The sequence below is a fragment of the Sphaerochaeta sp. genome (assembly GCF_050256055.1).
GTDB lineage: Bacteria > Spirochaetota > Spirochaetia > Sphaerochaetales > Sphaerochaetaceae > Sphaerochaeta.
Genome location: NZ_JBFWIJ010000048.1, coordinates 1 through 6261 on the forward strand (window position 1 = coordinate 1; position 6261 = coordinate 6261).

The 6261-nt window shown below is 50.7% G+C and carries 6 protein-coding genes and 1 tRNA gene; 6 read left to right on the forward strand and 1 reads right to left on the reverse strand.

Going from position 1 to position 6261, the window contains the following annotated elements; genetic code table 11:
• Positions 1–615 precede the first annotated feature (615 nt).
• The 5 genes from AB7C91_RS13335 to AB7C91_RS13355 all read left to right on the forward strand — a co-directional run bounded on the left by AB7C91_RS13335 (position 616) and on the right by AB7C91_RS13355 (position 5464).
• The gene (locus AB7C91_RS13335) at positions 616–1779 is read left to right on the forward strand and encodes an ABC transporter substrate-binding protein (protein WP_332446059.1); all 1164 of its coding nucleotides are present in this window, start codon (positions 616–618) and stop codon (positions 1777–1779) included.
• A gap of 124 nt (positions 1780–1903) precedes the next feature.
• A complete protein-coding gene (locus tag AB7C91_RS13340; protein ID WP_332446060.1) occupies positions 1904–2785 on the forward strand; it encodes a branched-chain amino acid ABC transporter permease in 882 nt (293 codons plus the stop codon).
• Entirely contained in the window at positions 2785–3918 is a 1134-nt protein-coding gene (locus tag AB7C91_RS13345; protein ID WP_428592249.1) for a branched-chain amino acid ABC transporter permease, read from the forward strand. Before AB7C91_RS13340 ends, AB7C91_RS13345 begins: the two co-directional genes overlap by 1 nt.
• The gene (locus AB7C91_RS13350; protein WP_332446062.1) at positions 3915–4754 is read left to right on the forward strand and encodes an ABC transporter ATP-binding protein; all 840 of its coding nucleotides are present in this window, start codon (positions 3915–3917) and stop codon (positions 4752–4754) included. The genes AB7C91_RS13345 and AB7C91_RS13350 overlap by 4 nt, the downstream gene beginning before the upstream one ends.
• Positions 4751–5464 (forward strand): ABC transporter ATP-binding protein, encoded by a 714-nt coding sequence (locus tag AB7C91_RS13355; protein WP_332446063.1) that lies wholly within the window; start codon positions 4751–4753, stop codon positions 5462–5464. The genes AB7C91_RS13350 and AB7C91_RS13355 overlap by 4 nt, the downstream gene beginning before the upstream one ends.
• A 176-nt stretch (positions 5465–5640) precedes the next feature.
• Here the strand turns inward: AB7C91_RS13355 and AB7C91_RS13360 are convergent.
• Positions 5641–5712: transfer RNA gene (locus AB7C91_RS13360), tRNA-Cys, on the reverse strand.
• Positions 5713–5794: 82 nt separating this feature from the next.
• Here AB7C91_RS13360 and AB7C91_RS13365 point away from each other — a divergent pair.
• The gene (locus tag AB7C91_RS13365; protein WP_428592253.1) at positions 5795–6052 is read left to right on the forward strand and encodes a hypothetical protein; all 258 of its coding nucleotides are present in this window, start codon (positions 5795–5797) and stop codon (positions 6050–6052) included.
• Positions 6053–6261: the final 209 nt, after the last annotated feature.

Sequence of the window (6261 nt, forward strand, 5' to 3'; positions counted from 1 at the left end):
GCAAACACTCCAACCATTCCGATTACCAAGACCAACAGGATAGCGATTGTCTTTTTCATGTTCTCTTCCTTTTTAAGGAGCTTCCTTCTTCGGCTCCTGTGCAAGCTTTTCATTTAACTGGCTCTTTTCCCTGAGCTCAGTTGTATAGTATGGACAAAAGAGACTTATGTCAATACTAAAAATATAAAACTTGGAATTTTTTAGAAAATATTTTTTAAAATTTTTATTTGTTTTATATAAAAAGAAATATTAGTTTTATTTGATAAAGTCACTTATGACAACAGGTGTTAAAAGTCGTACAAGTACAAAGAAAGTACTGTTTTTTATTCCCCAGTTTATCGTCAAAAACTGACGACATACGTTAGAAGTAGAGAAGAAGAAGTGGTTTTTCTCCTTGGTCCTTCTCCAACTTTCTTGCTTCCCTTGCATGTTTATGCAGGAAAATTGGGGGAAATCAATGATTTGTGGCAAATGTATTCACATATTCCAAAAAGTAATAGGTTGCGTTTGGCCTCTTGTGTAAAAACTTGAGTGGATATGCATAATTTCTCTTGTGCAGAATCGAGAGCCTACGCAATAATGAGTATATCTATGTATACTTTATGGAGGGCTCGTATGAAGAAACTGACTATTGCTTTGTTGGTATTCTTGCTGGCCTCTTCCGTACTCTTTGCTGCAGGCAGCACAGAACAGAAGAGTGGGGTGAAAGAGGTGGTCATCGGGGTATTCGAACCTCTCACTGGTGAAAACGGCGGTGGTGGCTACCAGGAAGTCCTGGGAATGCGCTACGCCAACAAGGTCTATCCTACCGTGAAAATCAACGGGGAAACCTACAACGTACGACTTGTGGAAGCCGACAACAAGTCCGATAAGACCGAAGCGGTCACCGCTGCCCAGAGCCTGATCTCCAGCGGAGCCTCCGTAATCCTCGGTTCCTACGGCTCGGGCGTATCGATTGCTGCAGGCAACATCTTCCTGGACAACCAGGTTCCTGCCATCGGCGCTTCCTGCACCAACCCGCAGGTCACCCTTGGAAACGACTACTACTTCCGCGTATGCTTCCTTGACCCGTTCCAGGGAACCGTAATGGCAAACTATGCATGGCAGTCCGGCGCCAAGAAGGCGGCGGTCATCACCCAGCTTGGTGACGACTACTCCTCCGGTCTGGGCAACTTCTTCAGCAGAGCGTTCAAGCAGCTCGGCGGCACTGTGGTCAGCGAACAGCAGTTCCAGACCAACACCACCGACTTCAAGTCAATTCTGACCAACATCAAAGCTGCTGGTCCTGAAGTGATATTCGCTCCGTCCTCCATTGCTACCGCTCCCTTGATCATCAAACAGGCTCGCGAACTTGGCATCACCGCCAAGATCATGGCAGGCGATACCTGGGAGAACTCTTCCATCATCGAGAACGCAGGGGCCAGCGCTGAAGGCGTCGTCCTCTCAACTTTCTTTGACGATGCAGATCCAGCGACCGCTGAAGCCGCAAAATTCATCGAAGGTTTCAAGAAATATCTCGTTGAGAACAAGCAGCCGGATATCATTCCTGCCGTCTCCGCTCTCGGATATGACGCCTACATCACCGCCCTTCAGGCTATCGAGAAAGCCAACTCCACCAAGGGTTCAGCAATTCGTGATGCCCTTACCGGTGTTGATGTGGAAGGGGTGACCGGACGCATCGTGTTCAACGAAAATGGTGATGCCAACAAGGATATGGCGTTTATCAAGATCGTTGAAAACGGCCAGTTCAAGTTCCTCAAGACCGTCAGCGTTATGTAAACAATTCGGATCTGGCTGGGACATCGTCCCAGCCAATCCCTCTTTTTTTTGTTTTTCTGCTTCAGTTTTCTTGGTTTGCTTTGTATCTTTCTGCATTTGTTACCTTAGGTATGGAGAACTACTGATGAGCATGACTACCATCCTGCAGCACTGCCTGACAGGAATATCCCTAGGAGGTGCCTACGCCCTGATAGCCATCGGCTATACCTTGGTGTACGGAATCCTTCGTCTGATCAACTTCGCCCATGGCGATATCTTCATGATGGCCGGCTACTTCATGATCTTTTCCCTGGCCAGTTTCCCTTGGCCTGTGGCAATTCTCATTACCTTAGCCGTGACCACCGTCATGGGCATAGGGATTGAACGAATGGCCTACAAACCGCTACGGAGTGCACCGCGCATGTCCATCATGATCAGCGCCATTGGTGTATCCTATCTCCTGCAGAACCTTTCCACCTATTTATTCACCGCCATTCCCCGTGGCTATCCGGAGATTCCGTTTCTCAAGCGGATATTCCAGATCGGGGATCTCTCCGCTTCCTTCGTCACCATTCTCACACCGATTCTGACCATTGTTTTGGTCATCATCCTGATGCTTTTGGTCAACAAGACCAAGACCGGCATGGCAATGCGGGCAGTCAGCAAGGATTTTGAAACCGCAAAGCTGATGGGCATCAACATCAACCGAGTCATTTCCATAACCTTCGCCATCGGTTCCTTCCTCGCAGGCGTCGGTTCGATCCTCTATTTCACCGACCGAATGTCGGTCACTCCGTTTTCCGGCACACTGCCCGGTCTCAAATGCTTCGTTGCCGCAGTCTTTGGCGGCATCGGAAACATTCCAGGGGCGGTTGTGGGCGGTTTCTTTATCGGTATCGTAGAAACCTTGCTGGTGGCTTTGGGCTACTCGACTTTTTCCGATGCATTCACCTTCCTGCTCCTGATCGTGATGCTGCTCGTACGACCGACCGGCTTGTTCGGCGAAAAAACCGTGGAGAAAGTATGATGAAACTCAAACGTACACATATCTATTCTCTGGTTACCCTTGCCCTGGTTCTGGTCTTCCTCTACTGGCTCAACGCCCATCGCCTGCAGAACGGCATGTTGGTATCGATTCTCCAGAAAGGTGCCATTCTGGCCTTGGTTGCCGTCTCGATGAACTTGCTCAACGGTTTTACCGGACTGTTCAGTCTCGGACAGGCGGGTTTCATGTCCATCGGTGCCTATACCACGGCGATCCTGCTTATCCCGGTACAGAACCTGGATGGTGTCTACTATATGAATGGGGTGAGTCCAGCGATCAAAGCCTTCAAGATGATGGTTGCTTCCAGTCCCCAGTTCATCCAGATACTCTTTCCCTTCTTCGCCTTGTTGCTTGGAGGTTTGCTGGCAGCCTTCGCAGCCGCCTTGGTCGGTATTGCGGTTTTGAGGCTGAAAAGCGATTACCTGGCCATTGCGACCTTGGGGTTATCGGAAATCGTCCGGGCAATCTTCTCCTCCCCGCAGTTCGACCAGATCACCAACGGTTCCTACGGCCTGAACAAGATTCCCAATTTTCCGGTCATGCTCTGGGGTGCAATTCCTTCCCTGATCACCCCATTTGTCATTGTCGCCCTATGCATCGTGTTCATGGTGCTCTTGATCAAGAGTTCCTACGGTCGTGCATTCAAGGCGATCCGCGAAGATGAAATCGCCGCCGAGGCCATGGGAATCAACCTGTTCAAGCACAAGGAACTGAGCTTCATCCTCTCTTCCTTCTTCTCTGCCGTAGCCGGAGGCCTGCTGGCCATGTACATGCGTTCGATCGAAGCCAAGACCTTCTCGATCACGATGACCTACGACATCCTGTTGATCGTGGTCATCGGTGGCATCGGCAGCGTAACCGGTTCCATCCTCAGCGCCTTCCTGGTGACCGCGGCAAAGGAATGGTGGCTGCGCTTCTTCGACCAGCCCTTGGTGATCGGAGGTTTCCACGTTCCTTTGTTCCGCACCGGTTTCAGAATGGTCATTTTCTCGATTCTCTTGATGGTGGTCGTACTCATCTACCGAAGAGGCTTGATGGGAACCAATGAATTCAGTTGGGAACGGATCATCAAACGATTCCAACGCAAGAGCAAGCAAGCAGGAGGCCAGGCATGAGCGACATCCTCTTGAAAACAGAACACATCACGATGCAGTTCGGCGGTGTCGTAGCCGTCGATGACCTGAACATTGAAATACCCAAGGATAGGATCACCGCCCTGATCGGCCCCAACGGAGCCGGAAAGACGACCGCCTTCAACGTCATCACCGGAGGGTATCAGCCGAGCAACGGCCGAGTCACCTTCGATGGGAAGGTGATCGGGGAAAACTACCCCCGGTCGAAGATGAAGAAGATTTACAACGGTACCTATAAGACACCATTTGAGAAGCAGGTGGTCAACACACCGGACAAGATCACCCGCCTCGGCATGGCGCGGACATTCCAGAACATCAGGTTGTTCAAAGACCTGACAGTCTTTGAGAATGTCTTGATCGCCAAGCATTGCCATATCAAGGCAGGGCTGTTCTCCTCGACCTTCAAGCTCAACAAGGAAGAGGAGAAACGGATGTATGAGGAGACCGAGGCATTGCTTGAGCGGGTAGGGCTTCTGCTCAATGCAAATGATATTTCCTCTTCGCTTCCCTATGGAAAGCAAAGAAGGCTGGAGATCGCCCGGGCATTGGCCACCGGCCCGAAGCTCCTGTTGTTGGATGAACCTGCTGCCGGGATGAACCCGAAGGAAACCGAGGAACTGTCGCAGTTCATCAAAGAGATCAAGGATTCCTTCCACTTGACGGTCTTCTTGATCGAGCACCATATGAATCTGGTCATGGATATTTCGGACAACATCTATGTCCTTGACTACGGCAAGACCATAGCTGAGGGAACACCTGCGGAAATCCAGAACAATCCTGCGGTTATCAGAGCGTATTTGGGGGTGGATGAGTCATGAGTTTATTGGATATTCAGGGCCTGAAGGTCTGTTACGGTGGTATTGTCGCCCTCAATGGCATCTCGTTCAATGTGGATGAGGGGAAGATCGTCACCCTCATCGGCGCCAACGGGGCGGGGAAGTCCACCACCTTGCGCGCCATCATGGGATTGGTGCCCATCACCAGTGGGACGATCACCTACCAAGGGGTGAAAATCAATGGGATGGATACCCGAAAGATCGTAGAAATGGGCTTGGTGTTGGTTCCCGAAGGCCGAAGGGTGTTCCCGAACCTCACTACCTTGGAAAATCTGAAGATCGGGGGGTACCTGCAGGATAAATCCCACGAACAGCAGAATCTTGAGCGGGTCTATGAGCTGTTTCCCCGATTGAAGGAACGGCATTGGCAGTTGGCCGGTACCCTGTCCGGAGGAGAGCAGCAGATGCTTGCCGTCGGCCGGGCCTTGATGGCCAACCCGAAGATGATCATGATGGATGAACCTTCGCTGGGGCTTGCCCCCTTGGTGGTCAAGGATATCTTCACCATCATCAAGCGGGTCAACGAGGCCGGGGTCACCGTCCTTCTGATCGAGCAGAACGCCAACGTTGCGCTCAGGACAGCCCATACCGGCTACGTCATGGAGACGGGCAACATCACCCTCACCGGTCCCGGCAAGGAATTGCTGGAGAACGAGGAGATCAAGTTCGCCTACTTGGGTAAGTCGAAGTAGGAAAGCTTCAAACAATCATGTAGGCAAGCCAAGGAGGGGGAGACCCCTCCTTGGTGTATCTTCTGCTTTATCTGGGATTTCGGAAAAAGCAACTAGTTCACCAACAGGCGAATGAGAGACAAGAAGGCTTCCCTGAAATACAAAAGAACCGCTGACTGTTCAGCGGTTCTTGCAAGAGGTGCCAATCGGATTCGAACCGATGCATCAAGGTTTTGCAGACCTTTCCCTTACCACTTGGGTATGGCACCAGTATTTAGGCACTGTTGACCATAGCAGGTTTCTCTTTGATAATCAAGGGGGAATAATCAAGATTCTCTACAAGGAGTGCCTATGAGACGACGTACAGGATTGGTACTGGTTTTTTTCCTGGTGGTTTCGCTTTCCCTGTTCAGTGCTCCCAGTGAACGCTGGGTCAATACCTCCCTGGCTTTCGACGCCTTGCAGCCGTCCGAACAAAGTCTTGGAGCCGATGTCTCCTTGTTCCTGTTTCCTGGGAATTCACCGATCGGCTTTGCTTCCCGCTTCTCCTCTTCCTTCTCACTTTCCGCATCTCCGGCGTTTTCCCGCCACAGTTTGACAGCAGCATAATCTAATTCAAAACCCCAAAACCACACGCCAGCCACCCCAGGGTGGTTTTTTTGCGTCTATACCCCTAGGGCTTAGAAACATAATTCTGTACAAATACGTTATCATATTTACAACTGCGCTTGCATCATGTATACTGGCAGCAAGGAGAAACACCATGGCCTACGCAGTCACCAGGAACGTGCTCAAGAGCGGCGATACAATCTATTACA

What these genes read in the sequence shown, in the direction of transcription:
- AB7C91_RS13350 (WP_332446062.1), top strand. Translation starts at nt 3,915, where the DNA reads ATGAGCGACATCCTCTTGAAAACAGAACACATCACGATGCAGTTCGGC.
- AB7C91_RS13335 (WP_332446059.1), top strand. Translation starts at nt 616, where the DNA reads ATGAAGAAACTGACTATTGCTTTGTTGGTATTCTTGCTGGCCTCTTCC.
- AB7C91_RS13345 (WP_428592249.1), top strand. Translation starts at nt 2,785, where the DNA reads ATGAAACTCAAACGTACACATATCTATTCTCTGGTTACCCTTGCCCTG.
- AB7C91_RS13355 (WP_332446063.1), top strand. Translation starts at nt 4,751, where the DNA reads ATGAGTTTATTGGATATTCAGGGCCTGAAGGTCTGTTACGGTGGTATT.
- AB7C91_RS13340 (WP_332446060.1), top strand. Translation starts at nt 1,904, where the DNA reads ATGAGCATGACTACCATCCTGCAGCACTGCCTGACAGGAATATCCCTA.
- AB7C91_RS13365 (WP_428592253.1), top strand. Translation starts at nt 5,795, where the DNA reads ATGAGACGACGTACAGGATTGGTACTGGTTTTTTTCCTGGTGGTTTCG.